The 21,028-nt window shown below is 64.8% G+C and carries 19 protein-coding genes; 13 read left to right on the top strand and 6 right to left on the bottom strand.

The features are described 5' to 3' along the window. The first annotated feature begins 103 nt into the window (after positions 1-103). Positions 104-547, top strand: coding sequence for a hypothetical protein (locus SKC41_RS28875; protein WP_330981125.1), 444 nt, complete (start codon positions 104-106; stop codon positions 545-547). Positions 548-681: 134 nt separating this feature from the next. On the opposite strand, the gene SKC41_RS28880 is transcribed toward SKC41_RS28875, so the two are convergent. Both SKC41_RS28880 and SKC41_RS28885 read right to left on the bottom strand, forming a co-directional pair. Further along, positions 682-1,521, bottom strand: coding sequence for a ParB/RepB/Spo0J family partition protein (locus tag SKC41_RS28880; RefSeq protein WP_330981126.1), 840 nt, complete (start codon positions 1,519-1,521; stop codon positions 682-684). Beyond that, positions 1,521-2,234 carry a ParA family protein gene (locus SKC41_RS28885; RefSeq protein WP_330981127.1) on the bottom strand — a complete coding sequence of 238 codons (714 nt, stop codon included), beginning with the start codon at positions 2,232-2,234 and terminating at the stop codon, positions 1,521-1,523. The genes SKC41_RS28880 and SKC41_RS28885 overlap by 1 nt, the downstream gene beginning before the upstream one ends. A 483-nt stretch (positions 2,235-2,717) precedes the next feature. Here SKC41_RS28885 and SKC41_RS28890 point away from each other — a divergent pair, with 483 nt between their 5' ends. From SKC41_RS28890 to SKC41_RS28900, 3 genes are all read left to right on the top strand, one after another. Further along, entirely contained in the window at positions 2,718-3,476 is a 759-nt protein-coding gene (locus SKC41_RS28890) for a hypothetical protein (RefSeq protein WP_330981128.1), read from the top strand. Positions 3,477-4,906: 1,430 nt separating this feature from the next. Then, positions 4,907-5,701 (top strand): ParA family protein, encoded by a 795-nt coding sequence (locus SKC41_RS28895; protein WP_330981129.1) that lies wholly within the window; start codon positions 4,907-4,909, stop codon positions 5,699-5,701. Beyond that, on the top strand, positions 5,694-6,056 hold the full coding sequence (locus SKC41_RS28900; RefSeq protein WP_330981130.1) for a hypothetical protein: 363 nt from the start codon (positions 5,694-5,696) through the stop codon (positions 6,054-6,056). The genes SKC41_RS28895 and SKC41_RS28900 overlap by 8 nt, the downstream gene beginning before the upstream one ends. Before the next feature lie 14 nt (positions 6,057-6,070). Here the strand turns inward: SKC41_RS28900 and SKC41_RS28905 are convergent, their stop codons facing one another. The 3 genes from SKC41_RS28905 to SKC41_RS28915 form a co-directional block, all read right to left on the bottom strand. After that, positions 6,071-6,748, bottom strand: coding sequence for a WhiB family transcriptional regulator (locus SKC41_RS28905; protein ID WP_330981131.1), 678 nt, complete (start codon positions 6,746-6,748; stop codon positions 6,071-6,073). Then, a complete protein-coding gene (locus SKC41_RS28910) occupies positions 6,745-7,695 on the bottom strand; it encodes a helix-turn-helix domain-containing protein (RefSeq protein WP_330981132.1) in 951 nt (316 codons plus the stop codon). Before SKC41_RS28910 ends, SKC41_RS28905 begins: the two co-directional genes overlap by 4 nt. A gap of 1,200 nt (positions 7,696-8,895) precedes the next feature. Then, a complete protein-coding gene (locus SKC41_RS28915; RefSeq protein ID WP_330981133.1) occupies positions 8,896-9,180 on the bottom strand; it encodes a transcription factor WhiB in 285 nt (94 codons plus the stop codon). A 196-nt stretch (positions 9,181-9,376) separates the two neighbouring features. Between SKC41_RS28915 and SKC41_RS28920 the strand changes: the two genes are divergently transcribed. The 6 genes from SKC41_RS28920 (at position 9,377) to SKC41_RS28945 (ending at position 17,945) form a co-directional block, all read left to right on the top strand. Further along, positions 9,377-10,096 carry an XRE family transcriptional regulator gene (locus tag SKC41_RS28920; RefSeq protein ID WP_330981134.1) on the top strand — a complete coding sequence of 240 codons (720 nt, stop codon included), beginning with the start codon at positions 9,377-9,379 and terminating at the stop codon, positions 10,094-10,096. A 429-nt stretch (positions 10,097-10,525) separates the two neighbouring features. Then, on the top strand, positions 10,526-11,692 hold the full coding sequence (locus tag SKC41_RS28925) for an RNA-guided endonuclease InsQ/TnpB family protein (RefSeq protein ID WP_330981226.1): 1,167 nt from the start codon (positions 10,526-10,528) through the stop codon (positions 11,690-11,692). A gap of 421 nt (positions 11,693-12,113) precedes the next feature. Next, positions 12,114-13,262, top strand: a complete 1,149-nt coding sequence (locus SKC41_RS28930; RefSeq protein WP_330981135.1) for a hypothetical protein — start codon at positions 12,114-12,116, stop codon at positions 13,260-13,262. Between the two features lie 59 nt (positions 13,263-13,321). Further along, positions 13,322-14,038 (top strand): DUF4226 domain-containing protein, encoded by a 717-nt coding sequence (locus tag SKC41_RS28935; protein ID WP_330981136.1) that lies wholly within the window; start codon positions 13,322-13,324, stop codon positions 14,036-14,038. 412 nt (positions 14,039-14,450) lie between these two features. Beyond that, on the top strand, positions 14,451-15,194 hold the full coding sequence (locus tag SKC41_RS28940) for an AAA family ATPase (protein ID WP_330981137.1): 744 nt from the start codon (positions 14,451-14,453) through the stop codon (positions 15,192-15,194). A gap of 78 nt (positions 15,195-15,272) precedes the next feature. Then, positions 15,273-17,945 (top strand): ATP-binding protein, encoded by a 2,673-nt coding sequence (locus tag SKC41_RS28945; protein ID WP_330981138.1) that lies wholly within the window; start codon positions 15,273-15,275, stop codon positions 17,943-17,945. Positions 17,946-18,154: 209 nt separating this feature from the next. Here SKC41_RS28945 and chrA read toward each other — a convergent pair whose 3' ends face one another. Then, positions 18,155-19,345, bottom strand: a complete 1,191-nt coding sequence (chrA, locus tag SKC41_RS28950) for a chromate efflux transporter (protein ID WP_330981139.1) — start codon at positions 19,343-19,345, stop codon at positions 18,155-18,157. 190 nt (positions 19,346-19,535) lie between these two features. On the opposite strand from chrA, the gene SKC41_RS28955 reads away from it, so the two are divergent. The 3 genes from SKC41_RS28955 to SKC41_RS28965 all read left to right on the top strand — a co-directional run bounded on the left by SKC41_RS28955 (position 19,536) and on the right by SKC41_RS28965 (position 21,009). After that, positions 19,536-20,027 carry a DoxX family protein gene (locus SKC41_RS28955; RefSeq protein WP_330981140.1) on the top strand — a complete coding sequence of 164 codons (492 nt, stop codon included), beginning with the start codon at positions 19,536-19,538 and terminating at the stop codon, positions 20,025-20,027. 74 nt (positions 20,028-20,101) lie between these two features. Next, complete coding sequence (locus SKC41_RS28960; protein ID WP_330981141.1) at positions 20,102-20,845, top strand: arsenate reductase/protein-tyrosine-phosphatase family protein; 744 nt, start codon at positions 20,102-20,104, stop codon at positions 20,843-20,845. Between the two features lie 2 nt (positions 20,846-20,847). Beyond that, positions 20,848-21,009 (top strand): hypothetical protein, encoded by a 162-nt coding sequence (locus tag SKC41_RS28965; protein WP_330981142.1) that lies wholly within the window; start codon positions 20,848-20,850, stop codon positions 21,007-21,009. Positions 21,010-21,028 lie beyond the last annotated feature (19 nt).

The following is a 21,028-nucleotide window of genomic DNA, read 5'->3' on the forward strand; positions in this document are numbered from 1 at the left end:
ATCGGGCCGTGAAGAGTGTCGCCATGTCGCTATGATGTCTCTAATTAGCAGCATAGTGTCCTAAAGGAGGACTGCGGCTCTTAGCGGCCGACGTAATTCGACGATGACTCTTGCGAAGCAGCCGCCGCCGGGTGTGGAAACCACACCGGGCGGTCCGGTCGTGTCGTTGTCGGAGGCCGCCAAGCGGCTCAAGAAGGATCCGCGGACACTGATCCGCGCGATCACGTCCGGCGAGATCCGCGGCGGAGCGATGCCGCGTCCCGAGCGCTTGCGGTGGTATGTCTACGCCGATGAGCTTCCGCCGCTGCCCGGTGCCGCCACCGTCGCCCCACCGTCGAGCATTGAGGTCGATGGGCTTCGCGCACAGTTGGTTTCGCTGACCGAGGCCAACCGCTTGCTGATCGCTGCGCAGCAGGATCTACTCGACGCCGATCGTGCCACCAACGAGGCGACCGACAAGTATCGGGCGGTGGCGCGCAGTTACTTAGACGCGCTGGCGCAGTTCATGACGCCGGGCAATCTGGGCGAGCTGGCCGACCAGCTGTAGTGGGCACTACCGCGCCGAGTTATAGCCCAACGAAATCGCTTCGAGCGGAGCGTTGTTGGGGCCGGTCACTAGCGGCTGAAACCACGACGAATCCCTGCGGCGGTAAATCGTCACGTGACGCACCGCCGAGGTGCCTAGACCGTCGCTGATTCCTCGCCGAGCATCGCAAGTAGCGTCTTGACGCCGTCGGTGCCGAGATGCGTGCGCAGCGCCTCGGCAAGCAGTTGCGGTTTGGTGTTGAATGCGCTGAGCGCGGTGGCGATGAGACGCGACGGGCTGGGCGATCGCGGATCGCGAGTGCCGTTGGACTGGTCGTCGGTCTTCTTTTCTTGAGCGGCTCGCCATCGCACGACTTGCTGCTCGAGGGGCACCCGGGCCAGCGCGCGGGCTTCCCGGATCGCCAATTCGCCGCGACGCAAAGCGGTTTGCAGCTCGGGCGCCAGCGCCAACAGCGCCCGTCGTTGCGAGACCCAGGCTTGGGTCTTACGGAGCCGGACGGACGCGTCGACCGCGCTGCCGCATTCGCGCACCAAAGACTCCACCGCCTTGGCCTCTTCGATGACGTCGAAGTCCTGCCGGTCGACGTTCTCGGCGATCGAGGCTGAAATCAGGGTGACCCGATCCCGGGCGATCTCATCATTGAGGACGACGGCTAGGTCGGTGCGGCCGTATTTGTGGGCAGCCGCCAGCCGTCGGCATCCGTTGACGACGACGAAGCGGGTCGTGATCGAGTCGTCGGGATACAGCTTGAGATAGGCGCCCTTGGTGACGACCACGGCCGGCTGCAGCTGCATGTCGGCGATCGACTCGAGGTCGGCGAGATCGCCGAGATCATCGCGCGGGTTGCGCGGATTGGGAGTCAGATCCGTCAGCGGTGTGGTGCGGCCGGGAAGGGGGGCGCTCAGTTCGACCGGTGAGTTGTCGCCGACCGTGTTTGCGAGGCTGGCGAGATTGGTGCGCTGGCCGCGTGCCATCAGCGTCCCCCGCCCACGTTGAGCTCAAGCGCGAATTTGTAGAAATCCTCCCGCGCCTGCAACGCCACACGATTGGCCGGGTACTCGGTGACCACCTGCCCGTCCGCGCTGGCGCGGGCGTGCAGCTTGTAGTGGCGGATCACGGTATGGGCCAGCGGCCACCCGTTGGCTTTGACGAATTCTTTGGTCTCGTTGAGATCATGGAGGCCGTCGCGCGGATCCCAGTTGTTGATGACCACGGTATAGGGGATGCCACGGGGCTGAATCACTTTGGTGATGGTGCGCGCGGTGGGATCGAAGCTGAGCGGTTCGGTTTCGATGGGCACGATGACGCGGTCGGCGACATCGAGGACGACCCTTAGGGCGTCGGCGGCCGGCCCCCGGCCGAGCGGGTCGACGGTGTTGTCGTCGGCTTCGAGGTCGATCCACCCGGGGGTGTCGACATAGACGTGTGCGATCCCGGGGAGTTCGCCGAGGCGCTTGAGCCCGTCGAGGTCGTCATGGGCCTGCACGATGTGGAAGGGCAGATCATTGAGGCGCGCGGCCCACCAGATCGCGGAGCCCTGCGGATCGACGGAGACCGCGGCGACGGGTGAGCTCGCGTCCGGATCGTCGTTGCGGTTGAGGACGTCGGCGGTCACGGCGGCCAAGTTGACCGCGATCGTGCTTTTACCGACGCCGCCCTTCTGATTGAGAACGACATGAACAGCCATGAATGGCCTCCCGTATGCTTCCCCCGTCGATACGGAGTACTTCGGTTGAGACAGCCGCAGTCTACGGTGCGGTGGTGGGACTGTCGCCTCAACACGCGGGGCGAATCGCTTGTTGACCGCAAATGTCCGGGTGATCGGCAAAGTGGCCGATCTGTTCGAGCGGCCACCTTGGACGGTGAAAGTCCTGTTCAGCTGCCAAGATTCACCGCGCACCTCTTAACCGCGGTTAAGTGGCAAACAACGGGTGTACTGCGGCGGTGTGCGAGCCATCGTCCCGGCGTTGGCGAAGGGTATTGTCCCGCGAAGGAAGTCACCTGGGCGCTGCGCTCAGGCGTTGCCGGCTCACAGCGTGCGCGGCGGAGCGCGGGTCGGGACCCACACCGTGATAGCCGCGGGTGACGGTCATGAATCGGCTTGTGCGTCAACGCTATGCAGGCCGTGTCGCAAACTGCGGCGTCTATCTGTCAGTGAAATACTGACAGGGTGGCCATTCGCCCCAAGGTGCATCGGTCCGAACTCGAGCGGGCCGTGGTCAGGATCGCACGGCGACGCGCGAAAGTCGATGACCGCCACCGCGAGTTGTTGCCGGAATCCCCCGAGTCGGATCCCCGTGAAGTGCTCGACTACCTGCGCAAATACAGCGATCGTGAAATCCCGCGCTGGGTTCTGCAAGCCGATGTGTGCGATGCGCTGACGTTGAACAATTGGCTGTGGTGGGAGGATCGGCGGCGCGAGCTGTACTTCTTGAAGGCCGGCCGCGAGCGTGGCCTTTTTCTGTCTCAACTGGGCGCCCAAGTGGGTGTCGGCAAGCAAGGGGTTCTCGACCGCATCGACCGGCTGGAGGCGCTCCTGCGCTATGACCGGCCCGACGAGAAGATCAGCCGTGCCTCTCGGCAAGCTGAACGCGAACGCTGTCAACGGTTGCCGGCTGAGCAGGCGTGGCTTTGCGCGCGCCGCGACGAATTGCGCTCGGTCATGACGGGCTTGGTAGACCAGGCCGACCGTTTTGATGTCGCGGAACGCGACTGGGTCGACGAGCTTGATATCGACGCCCGCGCCGACGACTTCACCTCGGCGACCATGGTGATCCTTGGTTTGGCCTCCGCGGAGCTGCGGACGGCGCCGACCGTGCTCAGCCTGGACAGCACGCGGCCCTACGCGGTGCATACCTTGCTGGCCCGCGCCGACGGTCTGCGTAGCCAGTTCGCGGAATTGGGCTCCGCGACCCGCGCGGCCTCGTGATTACCGCGGCCGCTGTGGGGCCCATCGGAGGCCGCTGTCGGTGCATTGAGGGCGGCGGGTTGCCTGCGAGCAAATCGGCTCCGTGATGCGACACGGCACGGCGATGCGTCGAGATGCGGTTTCGGCCCCAGATCGGGCGCATTGGACTTAACCGCGGTTAAGTGGCTAACCCGTAACACTGTCATGCGGTCACTACGCGCTGTGCAATCTGTGGCCAGGGAGCATCGAGACCGCACTTTCTGGCCAGAACGTCACGACCTGCGGCCGCTCTGGGTGTCAGCCTGCCTAGGCCCTCCACATCGGGTGCGCCTCGATACGATCACGCGCCCGTGCGGCTCACCTCCACGCCGTTAGGGCCGAAGATCGCCCCTCCCCCGCACGCCGAACGCACGACTTACCCCGTCAGCGGCCTCGTTGCGCACCGCCCAAGCCGGGGTTCGGTGGGGCGCTAACTACCAGCGGGCGAGGTCGACACGCTTACGGGACGGAAACCATGAGCTTGCGGTCGCGGGCGACTGCGTCGGTCGCCGTGTCCATGCGCCGCACGAACTTCACAGCCGACATCCGGTCATCCTCACCGACCGACGCGGTCGCATCAACGAATCTCCGATCGAGCGTGACGCGCGGCGTGGGCGGTCCCGACGCGGCCCTGGACGCGGCGGAACGCGATGACGCCGGCGTCGGCGCACCGAGGGGCGAGCCTGGTCGATTGGGAGCTGGGCGGCGGGTTTCCCACCTGCTGCCGATGCACCACGGGGCGCTACGGCGATCACGCTCGAGCGATGGTTGGGTTTGCCAGCGGGTACTCCCCCGTTCGCGCTCGCATTGGCGCCGGTGTTTGGGTGAGCCCGTCACCGGATAATTTCGTCACGGTGATAGTGCATTTCGTGTTCGGATCACGAGATCACGAGATCACGGCGTGATGACGTCACCGACTCACGCGGTCGCCGCGTGACTCGATTGCTCGGTCATCCGGTGATGCCATCACCAGCTCGCCGCATCACCACGTGACCTGATCACCACGTGGCCGGGTGACCGGGTGGCGTGATCACGACGTGTTCTGATCACCGAGACGCCCTGTGGCGACGTGATCGCGTGACGCGATGACCGTGTTGCGCCGTGATCGCGTCACGCAGGGATCCGATTACCTGGTCACCTGGTCACCCAGTCACCTAGTCACGTGGTCATGGGGTGATGTGGTGTTGTGCTCGCCGCGCGACTGCGTGATGTGATCGCTGGATCACGTGGCGACACGGTGACGGGATAACTCCGTCACGCTGTGGCCTGCTGATCCGATCACGCTGTCGCAGCGTCACCTGATCTCTGCATCACGCCGCGATCTCGTCACGGCGACACACCGTCGCCGAGCCACCAAAACACTGGATCACCTTGCTCTAATAGATGTGAGCAAAGTTAAAGGAGTGACGATCGTGAAAGCTGAAGTGATTGCGATTGCCAACCATAAGGGCGGGGTAGGGAAGTCCTTTACCGCGGTGAACCTGGCGGCCGGCATGGCACGTGCGGGATGGCGCACCTTGTTGACCGATTGCGACCCGCAGGGCAATTCGACGTCGATGTTTGATCCGGACGACGATGTCGAGTTCGACATCTACGATCTGATCGGCGACGGGGCGCCGATCAGCAAGGTGATCCGCAAGACGCGGCTGGACAACCTCGACCTGGTGCCCTCCACGTTGGCGGTCGCCAAGCTGGATCAGGAACTGGTCACCATGCACCGGCGCGAGGAGCAGCTCGCCATGGCGCTACAGCAGGTGTCGCGGGATTACGACGCGATCGTGCTGGACCTGTCGCCGAATCTGGGTCAGTTAGTGATCACGGCGCTCAACGCCGCCGACTGGTTCATCGTGCCGACCGACGCCAGCAAGTGGGGCAGGCGTGGTGTCAACATGTTCCTGGAATGGTCTGCGACGTTGCGCGAGCATCGGGTGCTGTCGGCCACCTTTCTGGGAGTGCTGGTGACGAAGTATGAGTCCCAGACGCTGATTAGCCGCGAGACGCTCAACGCGTTGCGCAACGACGGCCTGCCGATTTTCGATACGACCATTCCGAAGCGAACCGCCGCCGAACGGATGGTCAGCGATCAGGTCGTATTGGGCGACCTGGACGCCGATCCGGATCTGGCGCAGGCGTACGCAAGTTTCACCGTGGAGGTCATGGCTCTCGTCGATGAGGGCCGACGGAATCGAGGAAAGCACCATGCCTAAAAAAGACACCGCCGCTGCTGTGCTGGGGATGTTGTCGACCGCAGGGGCCCAGACCCGCCGGATACCGGAAGTCACCGAGCCTGCCGAAACGACACCCGTAACGCCGACTGTCACAGTGACGGAAGGGCCTGCGGCCTCGGTAAGTGCGCTGCCGGCACCTGCACACCCCGTCGCCGCGGTTGAAAGTGCGGCGCCGCGTACGTTGCGGCTGCGGTCGGCCACGGCGCAGCGGGTGCGTCAGGCGTGGCTGGAAGCCAAACGTGACGATGTGCTTCTCACCGCGCAAGATTTCGCGTCCGACCTCGTCGAGGAGGCTCTGGTCCGGCGCCGGCGGCGCCCTGCTGCGCAGAATTAACCGCGGTTAAGTGGCTATGCACTTTGCGCGTCGGCGCGCACTTCGGTGAGCCATCCGTCGCGGTCGAGCAGCACCCATCGGGACCCCCGCCAATAGAACGGCACGCTTGCGGGATCGCGTCCCTCGTTGACGACATAGCCTAGCCGGGTTGCCCACCGTGCGCCGAGACTGTTGACGATCTCGGCGCAGGCCACGCATGCCGCGAATAGCGCTGTGGGACTGGGATTTTCAGCGCTTCGCTCGCCGGGGTGCCGCCTGACGATGCGGTCGAACGTGTAGCGGCAGCCGTCGGCGAAGACTTCGCAGTGCCCGCAGCTGCGAGCGAGCACCGCGGCATCTGTCGAGCGCGCCCGGGCGGATACCACGGGGCGGTGCAGCGGTGCGGGCGCTGGCGGGCGAGGGCTGCTGAGAATTTCGCTGACCGCCGGGCGGTAATCGATGACCACGTCGTCGTCGGCGGCGATGGCATGCAAGTACGGCGCAGCGTCGCCATGTCGTCCGTCGATCCACACGGCCGCCCACATCCCCCAGGAGGCCTGCCATTTCAGCGCTTGCTGAGCGCACCAGGGCCGCGCCGGGCACTGCAGGCATTGGCGGAGCGTGTCGCGGCGTCGGCGGCGGTTGAACCATTGTTCGGGATCCCGTTGACAGGCAAGATCATTCGGCCGCAGCGGGGGAGGGCAGGTGCTCATCGCGACCCTTGTGCATCGGGGTTGTCGTGGCGTCGGCGCTGCGCTCGCTGCCGGATGTCGTCGAGTGCCTTGCGGGCGGCTTGGCGTCCAGGCCCGGCCAGCGCGGCGCGACCGGCTTCGCGTTTGTCGCGGTGGGCGTCGCGGGCGGCCAGCTGCGCGGCGACACGGGCACGTGCCTGCTCGAGCTCTTGGTGTTCTCGTGCCTCGTCGAGAGCGGACGGGCGGTTGTGGAGATCCCCGTGCGCCGCCAGGATCGCCCCCAACAGACCGATCGGTTTGTGCGGACTCTCCGGCACCCAATGCCCGGTACCGACCCAGTCGCTGATGAGGGTGTTGACATCCCGTGCCGTCCAGCCGTGTCGGGCCGGCCCCGCCAAGACGTGTGCCCACGGTGTACCGGTTCGGTAGCGGCGAGCCCAGGGAGGACTTTGCTCGCTGGCGACCCATTTGTTTGCCAGGGTCAGTGCCCGGGTTTCCGGGCGTTGGCGCCGCGTAGCGGCGCTGCTACCGGCGGTTTGGCGCCGGGGTCGGGTAGTGAGTACTGCTTTAGGTGAGTTTTTTAAAAGTAAGTAAGACCCTTCGGGATGGGGTGACAGCGACTGAATTCGGCAATCATGCAACACCCACACCGAGGCCCATCCGCGACCTTTATCCCCAACGCGCCAACTTGCGAACCGCTCGGTCCGCGTGCGCTGACGACCCCGCATCACTTCGGTCGCGACGCCAAGCAGTCGCAGCGCGGTCGAGGCCCGCTGCACCGTGCGAACCGACAGTCCCGTCACGTGGGCGAGCCGGGCGTTGGTTGGCCGGCAGTCGCGCCCGGTTCGGTAGTCGGCGAAGGACGCACGCGCTTCGGCCACGGCGACAAGGGTTTTCAAGCTGATCGGATTGTTGGGCATCGCGGGGCGCACGTGGGTGTCGTAGCGCAGCATGTAGGCGGTGGGCACGGTTGACTGTGCCCACCGCTGGGCTCGACCAGTCCAGCAGGGAATGGCCGCCCAGGGGGTGTCGAGTTCGAGGATGATCTGTGGGACGCGGTTGACGCAGTGGGCGCCGACGCGCTGAATCCAGACCGACGCGGTGCGGGCGGTCCCGCGGCGACGAGACGATCGACTGCTGCCGCGATACGGATGAACTATGGTGTGGGTCGATCCACGGGGCGGTGTTGCTAGACCGTGCACAAGGTGTGCGCTACCGTGGAATGCGTCTTTCATGACGATTCCCTTCGAGGTGGGGATTTTCGCGAAAGCATCAAATCGGTTCGAGTTGCAGCTCGAACCGGGTACCCTCGGCCTTCGGGCCGGGGGTTTCGCCGTCTAGGGTGCTATCGCGGGCGCTGTATGTGGTTGTGTGGCACTGATTTTGGTGAGACCGGCAGTCGCCGGGGGTGTCCTTTCAGTCGGTGCTGCGCTCTGCCTACCCGGCGGCGGATATCCGCCGCGTACTTCACAGGCGGATATCCGCCTTCATTGGAGGATGCCGTATGTCGCGCGGAATCCGAGAATGACACGCCGTAACATCAGTCACAGCCGTCACGCGGGGGAGCCCGTTGGGGGCGGGGGTCGCCCCTTTCCGGGGACCCCCGCCGCGCCGGTGGTGATGTGGTCGGTGTGTTCGGTCCGTTTCTAAGGGTGCGTGCATGGGGTGAGCTGCATGGCACCGCTCGAGTTGGCCGGTGTGTCAGTGGTGGGTTTTTCGACGTGTCGGTGCGTGGGACCGGCGATGGCACGGCTGGCCACCTGACTTGCGCGAAAGGCACGTTGGGCGTGCGGGGCCGCGCCGGCGGCACTGTCGGGGTGGTGTTCGGTGCGGTCGCGCGCCATCTTGTCTTGACCCGGCACCGATGTCGGCGCCCGTGTGGGTCGAGCTGGATTTCCTGGGCACAGAGCAATCCGCAGTAGCCCTCGGTGGTGGTGGACCGCTGGGTCACGGGGGCTCCCCCGGCAATGCCGGCAGGCGCGCCGGTGTTGGGGAGTAACCCCTTTGCCGTGCAGTCGATTTGGGCATCGGCGATGGTGGCTGCCCCCAGTCGCGAGGGTCGTGGAACGGTGGTGACGGCGCGGGTGGTGGTGTGTCAGGGGTGGGCGGCGTCGATCGACGCGGTGGAATCGCTGGGGGTTGCAGAGGGCGCAATAGAGTCGCCATAGCTAAGGGATGACGGGCTGGTCGGCATAGCCGGCGTAGGCGGACAGCGATTGCAATTGACGCAACGCGAAGGTGCGCCTGCGGCCCTCTTTGGGGACGTGGATCCCGGCAACTAAGCCTTCGATGCCCGGCGTGTGTAGGGCTTCTTTCGCGCACAGCCAACGGCGGGGGCACCCCCGGCACAGGGCCTTGAGGGTGGGGTCATTGCCGCCTTCGGCCCAGCGATCTGGGTCAGCCACGCATGGGATGGCGGTCAGTACGGGCGGTGGTTCCAAAAGTACGGTCACGGTCGCTCCTCCCACTGAGCGTTATCACTAGATAGGCGCTAACGTTAGCGCCCTAACGTAAGCATCGCAAGCATTAAACATAAGCACAATGGGGGCCTGCGTAAGCGACAGCGTAAGCAGCAAACGTAATCGGCGGGGCAGACGTGTCGCTCGCCAGCTCTATGGGTCTGCGCCAGACAGCCGATACACTGACCCGATGCACGACCACGCGGAGACGGTCGGCGTGGCCCGCGCCGGTGCGGCGTTTGCTGCCCGCCGCGAGGAATTAGGCATCTCACAGCGTGAATTGGCAAAACAGGGCATCATCGGCGCGCCCAACCTGATCGCGTTTGAAAAGGGGCGGGCTTGGCCCCGTGAGCGCACCAGGGCCAAGCTCGAGCAGGTGGTCCAGTGGCCTCCCGGCGCGCTGGCAAAGCTGTACGACGGCAGAACAAGTGTCGTAAGCGGCGCTATCGAACCAGTGCGCAGCGAGTCGGACCCCGGCGCGGTGATTACGGATGCGGTCACGGTTGCCGTCGATCAAGTGCTGGCGTCTGCCGATGCGCTACCGGCCGACAGCGATGCCAGCTTTGGGGAGCGGGCCCGCCGGGTACTCGCCGATTTACGGACAGTGGAGGCGATCACAGCGCGGGCGGTGCGCAGCAGCCAAGGCTCACCAGAGGTGATTAGGGCGCTCAGGCTCATCCGGCAGCGATACGGCGATCTGATGGTGCGTGCCGCGGCGGCCGCGGGCGCCACGTTAGGCCAGCGCCTTTACACGGCACGTTCGGGGGCCGCGCTCAGCGTCGACGAGGCCGCCGGCGCAATGGACGTTGCCCCCGATGTGGTGGAGGCCGCTGAATCCGAACAGCCGGTCACCGAGGAGGATCAGCGCCGCATCGAGAAGCTCATCGCCGAGCTCAGCGCCGAATCGTAGATGGCCTGACACCCCGAAGATATTTTGGCGAGTTGCGTGCGGTTGCCTGCCGCGAATCTATGAAGACGTCCGTGACACCCGCAGTGGGGCAATCGATTTCAAATATTATTGCGACATCAATTGACGGCGCTGAGCAACGCCGCACACGGGGCTGAGGTTAGGCGACGTGTGTCGCAGCAGCACCGTGTTCCAGTGCGGCGATCGCGCTGTCAAAGAGCGCGTGAATAGTGTGCACGTTTGCCTCGTTGTTGAAGTCGCACACCGTGGTCTCCGGGGGCAGGGCAGCTCGCCGGCGGCTTTAGCCGTCGGGGGGATCGGGGCTGGTGAACAGCGTGGGGTGGCGGGTTTTGTCAGGGTCGTTGCGTAGGGTGCGGTCATGTTTGGCTGGCGGTGTCCCGGTGATGGGGTGTCGGCGTGAGACGGGCGTATGTGTTTCGTTTGCGGCCGACCGCACGCCAGCATGTGGGGTTGGCCGCGTGTGTGGACGCTCACCGCGAGTTGTATAACGCTGCTTTGCAGGAGCGTCGGGATGCGTGGGTGCACAGCAAGACTCGGATTTCTTACGGTGATCAGTCTGGGCAGCTGAGCGAGATCCGCAGTCTGCGACCGGATCAGGCGCTGTGGTCGTTTTCTAGCCAGCAGGCCACGCTGCGGCGGTTGAATAAGGCGTTCGACGGGTTCTTCCGCCGGGTGAAACGCGGCGAGACTCCCGGGTATCCGCGGTTCAAGGGCACGGCCCGCTTCGACAGCGTGCAGTGGCCCAAAGACGGTGACGGGGCCCGCTGGCTGCCCGAGGCCAAGCGGGTGTATCTGCAAGGGATCGGCCAGGTGAAGGTGCATCTGCATCGGCGGGTCGAGGGCCGTGTGAAGACAATCCAGGTCAAACGGGCGGGCCGGCGTTGGATGCTGGTGTTGTCCTGCGATGACGTGCCGACAAGACCGTTGCCGGCCACCGGTGGCCAGGTCGGTATCGACGTCGGGGTCATGACGTATGCGACGCTGTCTGATGGCAGCGCGGTCGCTAATCCGCGGTGGGCACGTCAGGAGGCCACCCGGTTGCAGATGGCCCAGCGGCGACTACAGCGCGCCAAACGTGGCTCCCGTAACCGGGCCGCGCGCCGGGAGACGGTGGCGGCGCGGCACCGTAAGATCGCCCACCGGCGCAAGGACTTTCACCACAAACAGGCCCGCGAACTCGTGGCCCGCTACGACCTGCTGGTGGCCGAGGACCTCACGATCGCGAACATGGTTCGCCGCGCCAAGCCCAAACCTGATCCGGACAACCCGGGACAGTTCCTCCCGAATGGTGCCCGGGCGAAGTCCGGGCTCAACCGATCAATCAGTGACGCTGGCTGGGGTCAGTTCGTCTCGATACTGCGCGCCAAAGCGGAAGACGCTGGGCGCACATGGATCGAGGTCAACCCCCGGCACACCTCGGATGGGTGTGAATGCTGCGGTCACGCCGCACCCGAAAATCGCGTCAACCAAGCCGAATTCATCTGCCAACACTGCGGCCACACCGCACTAGCCGATGAACACGCTGCACGCAACATACTCAGGGCCGGACTGGCCCTACACGCCGCAACCGCAGCGTAAAAGAAGCCGACGGCTTCAGCCGTCGGAGAAGTCACTGCTGGTCGGCGATCCTGCGCGCGCTGCGCAGGACTTCGACGAGCTCGGCCACGAGCGGCTCTGGCAACGACGCGCGCACGCGGGCCAGTGACCCGATCCCGCTGTTGATTGGGGTGCCGGCGATCTGGTAGGACGCCTGTAGCAGCGCGGCGAGGTCGTCGATGCATTTGCCTGCGCGCTGTCCTGCGCGGAGACGGTGACGTTAGGGCTGTGGTGCACTCGCATGGTTGGATCGTATTGGGGCGCATAGGCATTGCCGTGCGCTAAATTGTGCAGCCGCGTGGTGTGGATGGGCCTACAATGCGCGTGCACCGGCGGCGGGCCCACCGATCGGGGGGCCAAAAATGTGTGTGGGGTGGGGTGTGGGTGCGTTGATACTTGAGGTGTGTCGATAGATGCGCTGGTGCAGCACGTGGGCCAGGTGCTCAATCGTGGGCATGCGTTGTTCGGCCAGCCCGGCACGGGTGGGGACGTGGCCGCGGGGCGCAGCGATGCGGCACTGGCCGGTGCTGCCGAGCTGGTGCGTCACAGCCAGCAGCGCATGTCCGGGTTGTCCGGGGTGCTGCCGGCGACCTACACCACGTTCGCGACCGATGCCGCCCCGGGCTTAGGCAGGGTCTCTACCGCCGATAACCGGCTGGGCACCCAGATACACGATGCGGTGCAAGTGGATTGGACCGGCGGGGCCAACTCGGGTTCGGTGGTCAAAGGCGCTGCCGCAGACACCACCACCTTGGCCCCGGTCTCGGGCACCCCGGCCGGCCAACGCGCCCTGATCGCCACCCTGCGCGCCCGCCTCGCCCAACAACAGCAGATCGTCAACGCGCATAAGGCTCGGGACGCGCAGCTGGCTTCTATGGTCCGCTCGATGCTGTACTCGCGTCGCCGCGGTAGTGGGGGTGGCGGGATGCCGATGGGCGGAATGCCGTTCGGCGGCGGGGGAGGGGGCCCAGGTGGCGGCACCGGCGGCGGCGGAGGGTTGAGTGGTCTGAGTGGACTGATCAGCCCGCTGGCGGCACTCGGCCGCGGTTCGGGTTCTCGGTCCGGGTCGACCGCCGGGCTGCAGCCAGCGGGACCGGCGGTCGGGACCCCACTTGGTGCGCTGACGCTTGACTCGAGTCCACGGGAGGTGGCGTCGGCCATCATCCATGAAGCATGGCGCCGCGGGTATTCGCCGTACCAGACGACCGCGATCCTGGCCGACGCCATGCAGGAGAGCAATTTGAATCCGCGGGCCAAAAGCCCGAATAGGCTGTGGGAGAGTATCTTTCAGCAAGACGCATCGTATTCGGGGCGGCGTAACCCGAATTTGGCGATCTCGGAGTTCTTCAACCGGCTCGACCACCACGGCGGCCCAGGATCACCGGATATCTGGAAATCGATCTTCTGGCTCCAACAGCGTCCCGGCGAACCCTCAGCGGCGGCGGCCTACGCCTATGGCCGGCAGGCCTACCTCTCGGAGATTCAGCGCCAACATCACAGGGCGATATCGATGTACCACGACATCGTCGGCGGCGGCGCCGTTATGGTCTGAGCCGCCTAGATTCCCAAATTTTGGCGGGCGCCGGCGTCGAGAGGCCGGATAATTGGTCTATGTCGGTTGTGCAGGCTTGTGTTGCTGTGCAGGCCGCGATCGCGCGGGCCCGCTCGTTGTTTGGTTCGGCGATCAACGGTGGCATTTCCGACAACTCCTCCACGCTGATCGCCGAGGCGGTGCAGATCACCACCGCGGCGCGTGACCGCACGGTCGACATGGCTGGCGGATTGGGAATGCCCTCCTACCGCGACATGGTGGATCGCTCGATCCCACCACTAATGACCGCGTCGACTAGCGATGCGGGCCTGACCACCCAATTGGCGGCCGCTGCCGCGGCCACCAGAGCCGGCGCTGACCGTCTTGATGCGATCGCCGCCCAGACCCGCGTCATCGCGCAGGCGGCCGCAGTCGCGCGCACCGCCGCAGCGCAGCGTGCCATCCTGACTGCATTGCGCGGCCAGCTCCAGCAGGCCTCCGAGGTTGTCCAAACCACTCAGCAACAAGGTGGTGCCGCGGCCACTCAGATCCGTGCACTCAGATACCCAAAGAGCGCGCCCGGGGCAAGCCTCGGGTACGGCCAGCACGGTCCGTTGCCCACCGACGGCCCTGGCGACCTATGGGACCCGTCGACGGCTTACAAGTTATTCAACTCACTGAATGAATGTGAGGCCTGGATTACGTTCCGCAGAGTTCTGTATCCCTGGCAGCAGTGGGAGTGCCACCTCGCCGGGCCAGGCGGAGTGGCGGGCTCGTTCATTGTCGACAAAGCTTAAAAGCGACGTGACGTCGCAGACTAAGAAAGGATAGTCATGTTCGATCAGCCCGTCTGGAATTACCGAGCAGTCATCAGCGCGGCTGACACCGATGCACAAGCCGAAGTCCGCGACAGGCTCTTTCGGACTCTTTTTCAAATTCAGTTATACAATGGCGGGACATTGACCAGCTCTGTATACAGAGCAGCCGACCAACTTGAGCTCTATAATCCAGATCACGTCGTTGACCTCTTCCAGGCCTTTCATGATGCGGGCGCCTACGAATGGGACTCGAAGACACAAACCATGTGTGAAGTGGAAGACCCAGACATTTACGTACACCGAGTCAAGCGGCCCGCCAACATACCTCGAACACCTGGGGCTCGCGAGTAAAAGGCGATAACAAGTTGGCGCAAAGTTTGAAAGGAGCGTGGTGTCGAATTATTTGAAACGCATTCGATTAGCGCGAAGCGCGGTCGAAGACTTCAACATATACCCATTTTCGCTGCCGCTCGTCAGTTCTCTGGACACGGTGGAGTTTGATTCGCAGGTGACATTTTTCGTAGGCGCCAACGGGGCGGGCAAGTCAACTCTGCTCGAGGCAATCGCCGTGGCGCTAGGCTTCAATGCTGAGGGAGGAAGCCGTCACTTCAACTTCACAACTCGAGCCTCCCACTCGAACCTGCACGCTTATCTCGACATTGCCCGCGGTACGCGCAAACCCCGCTCGGGGTATTTTCTGCGCGCGGAAAGCTTCTTTAATGTCGCGACAGAAGTCGATCAACTTGGCTCCGACATCATCGCCGGCGCCTACGGTGGCCGTTCTTTGCACGAACAATCGCATGGCGAATCGTTTTTGACACTGATGGTCGAAAGGTTCACCAACAACGGCCTCTACCTGCTTGATGAACCCGAAGCAGCGTTATCGCCCACGAGCCAGTTGGCCGCCTTGGCACGGATCCACGACCTCGTTCGCCAAGGTTCACAGTTCCTGATAGCGACGCATTCGCCGATCCTTATGGCCTATCCTGGCGCGACCATCTACGCCTGCACAGACGCCGGCATCAGCCAAGTCGCGTATCAGGACACCGAACACTTTCGAATCACGCGGGACTTTCTCGATGCGCCTGAGCAATTCCTACATGAATTACTCGACGTAGACTTACCGAAGTCCTAAACAGCAGAAACAGACGACTACGAGCGTCTCGGAAGTCGGTCGTGGTTGCTGCGCGGAAGCGGATTGGTGTGACATTCTGTGCGGGTGTCCGCCCGGGTGCCGCCGTCGGGGGTTGTGACGTTTCTGTTCACCGATGTTGAGGGGTCGACCCGTCGGTGGGAAGCAGACGCCGGGGGCATGCGGAACGCCCTGGCCGTACATGACGAGGTGTTGCGCTCGGCGGTCGAGGCGCACGGGGGCTGGTTGTTCAAGCACACCGGCGATGGGGTGTGCGCGGCATTCGCGTCACCAGGGGCAGCGGTAGATGCCGCCATCGCCGCACAGCGCGAGTTGGAATTGCCGGTGCGGATGGGCATCGCGACCGGCGAAGCCGAACTTCGCGGCGGTGACTACTTCGGCATCGTGCTTAACCGAGCAGCCAGGGTGATGGCTGCCGGGCACGGTGGTCAGATCCTGGTGGCCGAGTCGACGGCGGTGCTGCTCATTGGGGTTGATTTATTGGATCTGGGGCCGCGGCGGCTACGGGATGTACCGATTCCGATCGGGATGTTCCAGGTCCAAGCGGAGGGACTGCGCACCGCCTTTCCGGCGTTGCAGGCGCTGGACCCTAGTCCCGGCAATCTGCGGGCGCCGACCACAAGCTTCGTTGGCCGCGAGTCCACGGTCGCCGGGCTGCGAGCCGCGGTACAAGCTCATCGGTTGGTGACGTTGACCGGGGTGGGCGGGGTGGGCAAGACCCGCCTGGTGTTGGAGGTCGCGGCGCGGCTGGCTGACGAATTCCCTGACGGTGTTTGGATTTTCGAGCTGGCTGCGGTCACCGACCCGGCGGCCGTGTCGGACGCGGTGGCGGCGGTGCTGGGCGTCATCCAGCAGCCCGGGAAGAGCGTGTGCGAGTCAGTGGCCGCCGCGTTGGAGGGCAGAGTCCGGTTGTTGGTGTTCGACAACTGCGAGCACGTGCTCGATGCCGCAGCCGATTTGATCGAGGCCGTGCTTGCGTTCTCGGCGACGGTGACGATTGTGGCCACCAGCCGCGAAGGATTGGGAGTCGCCGACGAACGCTTATGGCCGGTGCCCTCGCTAGATGTCGGCGCAGGCATCGACTCTCCAGCGGTAGAACTGTTTGTCCAACGCGCACAAGCTGTTTTGCCGGGCTTCTCGGTCCCCAACGCTGATGAGGCAGCCGCGGTGGTGGAGATCTGTGCTCGCCTCGACGGGATCCCGTTGGCCATCGAATTAGCGGCCTCACGGATAGCGTCGATGACGCCGAGCGAGGTACGGGATCGCCTCGATCATCGATTCCGGCTGCTGGTCGGGTCGCGGCGCGGAGTGGAACGCCACCAGACGTTGCGTCAGGCGGTGGCGTGGTCTTATGACTTGCTCGAGGATGCGGAGAAGGTTGTGCTCGAGCGGTGTTCGGTGTTCGCCGGTGGATTCGGTCTCGAAAGTGTTTGCGCAGTCGCGGATTCTCATGACGAGTTCGCCATGCTCAATCTGCTGGACGCGCTGGTGCGCAAGTCGCTGCTGGTCGCCGACCGGTCGGCGGGGCGGACCCGGTTTGCGATGCTGGAGACGATCCGCCAGTTCGCCGAGGAGCAACTCGTCGCCCGCGGCGAGGCATCCGAGATTCGGGCTGCTCACGCGCGGTACTTCGCCGGACGTGAAGTCGACACTCTTGCCCTGTGGGACAGCCCCCGACAGCGACAGGCCTACGACTGGTTCACTCTCGAGCTGCCCAACCTGCGCACCGCGTTTCGGTGGGCCGCCGACCAAGGCGACCTCGACACCGCCGCCGCCATCGCCACCTATGTGGGGTGGCTCGGCAATATCGTCCAAACCTATGAGCCGATAGCCTGGGCTGAAGAGCTGATCGAGGCTGCCCGCGCCGTCGATCACCCGCGGCTGGCGTTCCTGTACGTGATTGCGTCGCTGTGCTACACGACCGGACGGATCGAGGCGGCTATCCGCTATTGCGACGCCGGCCAGATCGTTCTCGGCAGGAGCCGCGAGGCGCCGCCGTACGGCATCGAAGCCATGCTTGGATCTGTATACCTAGTCATCGGGCGGCCCGAACGATGTGTCGAGTTGTGCCGCGCCCAGCTCGCACGCCGCCGCGACACCCACGTCTACATCCGGGCATATCTGGTTGTCGCCCTTGCATTGGCCGGTTCGGGTGGGGAGGCGATGGATTCCGCGGATGGCCTCATCGAGGCTGCGGAGGCAACAGGCAACCGGTCCGTGCTCGCGTTCGCGCTCGGTGCCTACGGTCTCGCTTTCCGTGACGCGGATCCCGTCGGGGCGCTTAACGCCGTCGGCCGGGGTCTGGTGATCGCTCAAGACAGCGGCGACCGCGCCAACGCGTCAGTCCTGGCACACGCTCTGGCCCTACTCGAGGCCGAACAGGGCGAGACCGCGTCCGCGTTCGATCACCTCACTCTGGCAATCCGCAACTACCACGATTCGGGCAACACTACGACGATCCGCGGCGCGCTGGCCGTCCTCGTCGCCCTTTTCGACCGGCTCGGCCGCCACGAACCGGCGGCCACCATCGCCGGGTTCGCATTCAGTCCCTTCGCGACAGCGGCGACCCCGGAGATCACCACCGCGATCACGCACCTCCGCGATGTCCTCGGCGACCAGACCTACGAATCGCTCGCCCGCACGGGTGAGACGATGGCCACCGCCGCCATCGCGACCTACGCGAACGACCAAATCGACCAGGCCCGAGCGGAACTGAACATCGTCGCGAAATAGACCACATTCGAGAGTCTGGAAAGTTAGTTCCGGTTTGCTGGGTGTTCGTGGGTTGGGTGGGACGTCGTGTGCGGGTATCTGGTGGGGGCCCGCCTTCTGGGGTTGTGACGTTGCTGTCGCCCGAACGGGTCGGGTCCCATATCTGGTTGCGGTGTCGCTGCGACCCGCAATGCTGTTGTCGTGGGCCCTAATTGCTTAGTGGTTGGGCCTTAGTGCGGGAGTGCAAGCCCTGAGCTGATCAAGACGATGCCGGCGCCTGCGGCGGCGAGGAGGGTGAGCACGACGCCGCGGCGTAGTAGGAGGAGTAAGACTGCGGCGGCGGCGAGGACTGCGTACTGCCACGGCTGGGTTAGGGCTCTGGCGAGGCTAATCGCGGAGCCGAAGATGGCGCCGATCGCGGCTGGTCCGGCGCCGTCGAGAAATGCGCGGGCGATGGCGTTGGTGCGCAGCTGGTCGAAGTGCCGGGCGCCGAGAAGCACGAACGTGAAGGACGGGCTGAATACAACGAGGCACGCAAGGACAGCGCCGAGCAGCCCGGCGGCGGCGTAGCCGACTACGGCGACGGTCTGCACGACTGGTCCCGGTGTGATCTGGCCGAGGGCGACTGCGTTAAGGAACTGGGGGCCGGTCATCCAGTGGTAGTGATCGACAGCGTCGTTTTGCATCAGCGGGATGATGACGAATCCGCCGCCGTAGGACAGCGCGCCGACCTTGAACGCTACCCAGATCAAGGAACCGAGTGTGCCAAGGCTCAGCGTTCCGAGTGCCAGCAGGGGTGTGGGCGCAATGGCGGTCGGGCCAGTGGGCTCGCGGCGGATACGGCTGGCGATCTCGATCACGCCGCAGGCCAGCAGCGCTAGTACCAGCCAGGGGCCGATGGTCGCCGCTGCGAGCAGACCGGCAGCAACAAAGGAAATCCACCGGAGCCGACTGGCACGCCCGGCGGGGTGGGCGCCGTGCCAGCTGGTAGGCAGCAGGCCGGCTGCGGCGTGCACCGCGACGGCTGCTACCGCTGATCCGGCGCCGGCACCTGCGGCTAGGACCGCGCGCGGCGGTGCGTCGCCTAAGAACAGCACCGCCAGGGCGAGGATGAGGATTAGTCCGGGGACGATGAACGCGGCCCCGCCTAGCAGCGCGCCGCCCCAGCCACGGACCCGCCAGGCGCAAAAGATCGCCAGCTGAGTGGAGGCGGGCCCGGGCAACAGGTTGCAGGCAGCGACGGCGTCTTCGAACTCAACCGGCGTCAACCAACGCCGGCGCTCGACGCACAGCTCGCGCAGCAGCTTGATGTGTGTGGGCGGACCACCAAACCCTATACACCCGATCCGTCCCCACTCGCGCAGCACGATGGCCAGGCTCGGCCGCGGCGGCACCTGCGCGTCGGCGTCGGGGTCACTCATCGGTGCATGACAGAAGCCGATTTGCGCGCCTGGATTACTCGATGGGTCATCAAGTTCCCCGGGCTCTGGACACCGAGCGACATTACATCAATCTAGTTTGATATGTATGGCCGGTGCGTGCCTGCTCGGGCATAGGGTGGGTTGAGTATCTGGTGAGGTCAAAGGCGCTATGCGAGAAGGAGACAACGAAATGACTGTCTTTGCGAGCAAGGTCCTCGCGCTAGCCTCGACACATGCACCCGCGGCGGTTGTGCTGATTCGCCTCTATGTGGGGCTGGTTTTCGCATGCGAAGGGGTGCTGAAGTTTTTATGGCCTGATTCGCTGGGCACCGGTCGGTTCGACAAAGCCGGCATCCCAGCGCCGGCGTTCTTCAGCGCACTGGACGGCGTCTTCGAGATCGGCTGCGGCGCACTCATTCTGGTCGGGCTGCTGACTCGGCTGGCCACTGTGCCAATGATCGTCGACATGCTCAGCGCGTTGCTTATCACCAAATTGCCGATCGTCTGGGGCCATGCCCCACTCTTCGGCACGGAGCATGGCTGGTGGGACTTCATCCACGAATCCCGTGTCGACCTCGCGCAGCTGTGCGGCAGCGTGTTTCTGCTTATCGTCGGTGCCGGCAGCTGCTCTCTCGACGCCCACCTAACCAGTGGGAAGTCCCTGCGCCCACAGCGCCGCTGACCGTGTTCCGAGGCGATGCAGGAGGTGCTGCACGTCCAAACTCGATCAAATCATTTTGATGTAATGTGGCCGCCATGGCGACGACTGATCGCATGCCGGTTCCGCTGCTGATGCAGATGGCCTCGCATCCGCTGCGCTGGGCGCTGTTGACCGAGTTGGCGTCGAGCGATCGCCGAGTCCGGGAATTGGTTGTCGCCGTGGATGCCCCGCAGAACCTTGTCTCCTACCATCTGCGATTGCTGCGCGTGGCCGGGCTGGTAGCTACTCGTCGCAGCAGCTTTGACGGCCGCGACAGCTACTACCACCTCGAACTTGCGCGGTGCGCGGCGGCGTTCGGTGACGCCGCAACCGCTCTGCATCCTGCATTGGCCCCTGCCGTCGCCGCGAGGGCAGCGGCGGGCAAGTCGGTGTTATTCGTGTGCACGGGCAACAGCGCGCGCTCGCCGATGGCCGAAGGGCTACTGCGGCTTCGCGGCACTGGCCGTGTCCGTGTTACCAGCGCTGGCAGCCACCCCAAGCCGCGTCTACATCCCAACGCGGTGCGGGTAATGCGTGAGGCGTATGGCATAGACATCGGCCGCCGGCGGCCGAAATCGCTGACTGCAGTTGCCGAACGACGCTTCGATTACGTAATTACGTTGTGCGACAAAGTTCGCGAGTTTCCCTATGAGCACGGTTCGGCTGCCGCGATGCATTGGAGCCTGCCCGATCCGTCAGCCGGCCCGGCGGGCTATCGACAATTCCGGAGAGTGGCAGCCGAGCTCGACACCCGCATCGGATTTCTGCTGCCTGTTTTGGCGCACGCCACGGAAGGGTAAGTATGTCGATCGCATCGAAGCAACAGGCCGGCACCTGTTGCCTGGTCGACGATATAGAGCGGCTGCGCGCGGCTGGGCTGGGTTTCCGCAACGGCATCACCCGTGGCCCTGGTGGACACCCTGCCAGCACTCTCATCGAGCTATTCCAACCCGCCAACCGCTAGACCACACGGGGGCCCACGT

The organism is Mycobacterium sp. 050128, from assembly GCF_036409155.1.
GTDB lineage: Bacteria > Actinomycetota > Actinomycetes > Mycobacteriales > Mycobacteriaceae > Mycobacterium.

Excerpts from the sequence above, each read along its gene's own strand:
- SKC41_RS28880 (WP_330981126.1), bottom strand. The coding sequence starts at position 1,521 with ATGGCACGCGGCCAGCGCACCAATCTCGCCAGCCTCGCAAACACGGTC.
- chrA (WP_330981139.1), bottom strand. The coding sequence starts at position 19,345 with ATGAGTGACCCCGACGCCGACGCGCAGGTGCCGCCGCGGCCGAGCCTG.
- SKC41_RS28905 (WP_330981131.1), bottom strand. The coding sequence starts at position 6,748 with ATGAGCACCTGCCCTCCCCCGCTGCGGCCGAATGATCTTGCCTGTCAA.
- SKC41_RS28885 (WP_330981127.1), bottom strand. The coding sequence starts at position 2,234 with ATGGCTGTTCATGTCGTTCTCAATCAGAAGGGCGGCGTCGGTAAAAGC.
- SKC41_RS28900 (WP_330981130.1), top strand. The coding sequence starts at position 5,694 with ATGCCTAAAAAAGACACCGCCGCTGCTGTGCTGGGGATGTTGTCGACC.
- SKC41_RS28920 (WP_330981134.1), top strand. The coding sequence starts at position 9,377 with ATGCACGACCACGCGGAGACGGTCGGCGTGGCCCGCGCCGGTGCGGCG.
- SKC41_RS28955 (WP_330981140.1), top strand. The coding sequence starts at position 19,536 with ATGACTGTCTTTGCGAGCAAGGTCCTCGCGCTAGCCTCGACACATGCA.
- SKC41_RS28875 (WP_330981125.1), top strand. The coding sequence starts at position 104 with ATGACTCTTGCGAAGCAGCCGCCGCCGGGTGTGGAAACCACACCGGGC.
- SKC41_RS28960 (WP_330981141.1), top strand. The coding sequence starts at position 20,102 with ATGGCGACGACTGATCGCATGCCGGTTCCGCTGCTGATGCAGATGGCC.
- SKC41_RS28965 (WP_330981142.1), top strand. The coding sequence starts at position 20,848 with ATGTCGATCGCATCGAAGCAACAGGCCGGCACCTGTTGCCTGGTCGAC.
- SKC41_RS28935 (WP_330981136.1), top strand. The coding sequence starts at position 13,322 with ATGTCGGTTGTGCAGGCTTGTGTTGCTGTGCAGGCCGCGATCGCGCGG.